At 57.0% G+C, this 2,600-nt stretch carries 3 protein-coding genes; all 3 read left to right on the forward strand.

All coding sequences use genetic code 11. From position 1 onward, the window contains the following. On the forward strand, positions 1–206 hold a 206-nt coding region (locus AC3WJN_RS25440), incomplete at its 5' end, for a transposase (protein ID WP_492329356.1). A 239-nt stretch (positions 207–445) separates the two neighbouring features. Then, positions 446–934, forward strand: coding sequence for a Cys-tRNA(Pro) deacylase (ybaK, locus tag AC3WJN_RS25445; RefSeq protein ID WP_005831219.1), 489 nt, complete (start codon positions 446–448; stop codon positions 932–934). Between the two features lie 271 nt (positions 935–1,205). Next, positions 1,206–2,558: an LLM class flavin-dependent oxidoreductase gene (locus tag AC3WJN_RS25450; RefSeq protein WP_283859239.1), complete on the forward strand. Its 1,353-nt coding sequence runs from the start codon at positions 1,206–1,208 to the stop codon at positions 2,556–2,558. Positions 2,559–2,600: the final 42 nt, after the last annotated feature.

Below are 2,600 nucleotides of genomic sequence, written 5' to 3' on the forward strand. Positions count from 1 at the left end.
ATCCCTACTCTTCCTGGCAAAGGGGCACGAACGAGAACGCAAATGGCCTTCTGCGAGAATTTTTTCCCAAAGGCAAGAATTTTGCCGAAGTCTCCGAGGAGGAACTGATTCAGGCCTTGGAGCTCATTAACAATCGGCCAAGAAAATGTCTGGGTTGGAAGACCGCTTACGAATCATTCATGGAAGCTCTGTCGCACTTGTCTTGACAATTCGTCGTCAGGCTCTTCTCGCAAAAATGTAGCTATTGACATCGTTCTGCAAGCATTGGCAAACTAAGGGTAGTTGTCTTTAGGGGAACGTTTGTTGCTGTTGCATGCCTGCCTGAATCGGGATGGCGAAGCTGTCGGTCAATTCGTGGCTATCGCCAAACGGCCATCTGTACGAAAAGAGGATGAAGAATAAGCGCAGTTACTTTCTTTCGGGGAACGGAATGGAGTGGAAAATGATGAAGCAAGCCAAAACGAATGCGATGCGGATTTTGGACAAGGAAAAAATCGACTACACTATGCTGACGTACCGGACCGACGACGGGAAAATTGACGGCGTCTCGGTGGCGCAAAAAATCGGCCGGGAAGCTGGAGTCGTCTACAAGACGCTCGTTTCGCAAGGCACGAGCCGGGCGTACTACGTCTTCGTCATCCCGGTGGAGGCGGAGCTGGATTTGAAAAAAGCGGCGAAAGTGGTCGGGGAGAAAAAGATCGAGATGATCGCTGTGAAAGACATTACCGCCGTAACGGGATATGTGCGGGGCGGCTGTTCTCCGGTGGGGATGAAAAAGCTGTTCCCGACCGTCATTGACAGCCGCGCGGAGCAAATGGAGCGGATCATCGTCAGCGGAGGGAACATCGGCGTGCAGATCGAGCTTGCGGTTGACGGGCTGCTGAAGGCGACAAAGGGCCGGCTGGCTGACGTTTCTACGCTGCCAACCGCATGAGGCCGGTTTTTTTGGAGCGGATGCATGGCGGTGAAATGAACCCTGCCGAACCTGGTGCGCAGATGCGGGTTTTGCCAGCCGGGCCGGGCTGATTTTCGCAAAACCTTATTGACACATCGGAATAATAGTAATAATCTGTAGGAAGAAAACCCATTCCTGCCGATTGGTCAACCAAAGGCTCCTGTGCTTGTACAGGGGCCTTTTTGTGCGTTCCAAAACTGACGGTTGCGGGCGTTGGCGGCAAGCCGTTTGGGATCGAGGAGGAGATAAGATGGCAAAGAAAAGGCAACTGAGGCTCGGAGCCATGATTCACGGAATCGGCGGGCATATGGGCGCATGGCGACACCCGGATGCGCAGCCGGACGCCAGTGTCAGCTTTGCGTTTTACACGCAGCAGGCGCAAAAGGCGGAGGCCGGGAAGTTTGATCTCGTCTTCGTCGCGGACGGGCTGTACATCAATGAAAAATCGCTCCCGCACTTTTTGAACCGCTTCGAGCCGCTGACGATTTTGTCGGCCTTGGGCGGCGTCACCAGCAAAATCGGCCTGGTCGGGACGGTGTCGACTTCGTACAGCGAGCCGTTTACGGTAGCGAGGCAGCTCGCCTCCCTCGACCAGATCAGCGGCGGGAGGGCAGGCTGGAACGTCGTCACCTCGCCGCTGGAAGGCTCGGCGAAAAATTACGGCAACAAGCAGCATCCTGACCACGAGCTGCGTTACCGGATTGCCGAAGAATATTTGACCGTGGCAAAAGGGCTGTGGGATTCGTGGGAAGACGACGCCTTCGTCCGGGATAAGCAGTCCGGGGTGTTTTTCGACCCGGCGAAGATGCATCGGCTCGACCATCAGGGGGAGTTTTTCGCGGTGCAAGGGCCGTTGAACATCGCCCGCTCCCGACAGGGCCAGCCGGTCATTTTCCAGGCAGGCTCGTCGGAAAGCGGAAAGACATTGGCAGCCAAATCCGCCGATGCGGTCTTTACCGGACAAGAGACGCTTGCCGATGCACAGCGCTTTTACCGCGATGTCAAGGAACGGGCAGCCGCCTACGGGCGAAGCTCCGCCGACATTCTCATTTTCCCTGGGATCAGCCCGATCATCGGGCGAACGGCAGAGGAAGCGAAGCGCAAGCACGAAGAGCTGGCAAGCCTGGTCAGCATCGAGCAGGCACTGCATTTCTTGGGCCGATTTTTTGACCATCACGACTTTTCCCAGTACCCGCTGGACGAACCGTTCCCGGATATCGGCGAAGTCGGCAGCAACAGTTTCCGCAGCACGACGGACAAAATCAAGCAAAAGGCCAGGGAGCAAAAGTGGACGCTCAGGCAGACCGCGCTCTACACCGCGACGCCAGAGAGCGAGTTCATCGGCACGCCCGAGCACGTGGCGGATTTGATCCAGCGCTGGTTCGAGGAAGAGGCGGCAGACGGATTCATCCTCCAGTCAAACGTGCCGCGCGGGCTGGACGATTTCGTCGATCGGGTCGTTCCGATTTTGCGGCAGCGCGGCCTGTTCCGCACGGAGTACGAGGCCGACACGCTGCGCGGGAATCTCGGACTGCCGTTCCCGGTCAATCGGTACGCGCAGCCGAGAAAACCGGAGCCGCAAGGGGTGAATGCGCCGTTGTAAAAACAGGGGAGGGGCGTGGGCGTTTGTTGCTCTGAGGGGGCG

This window comes from Brevibacillus sp. FW306-2-1A-C05A (assembly GCF_058781555.1).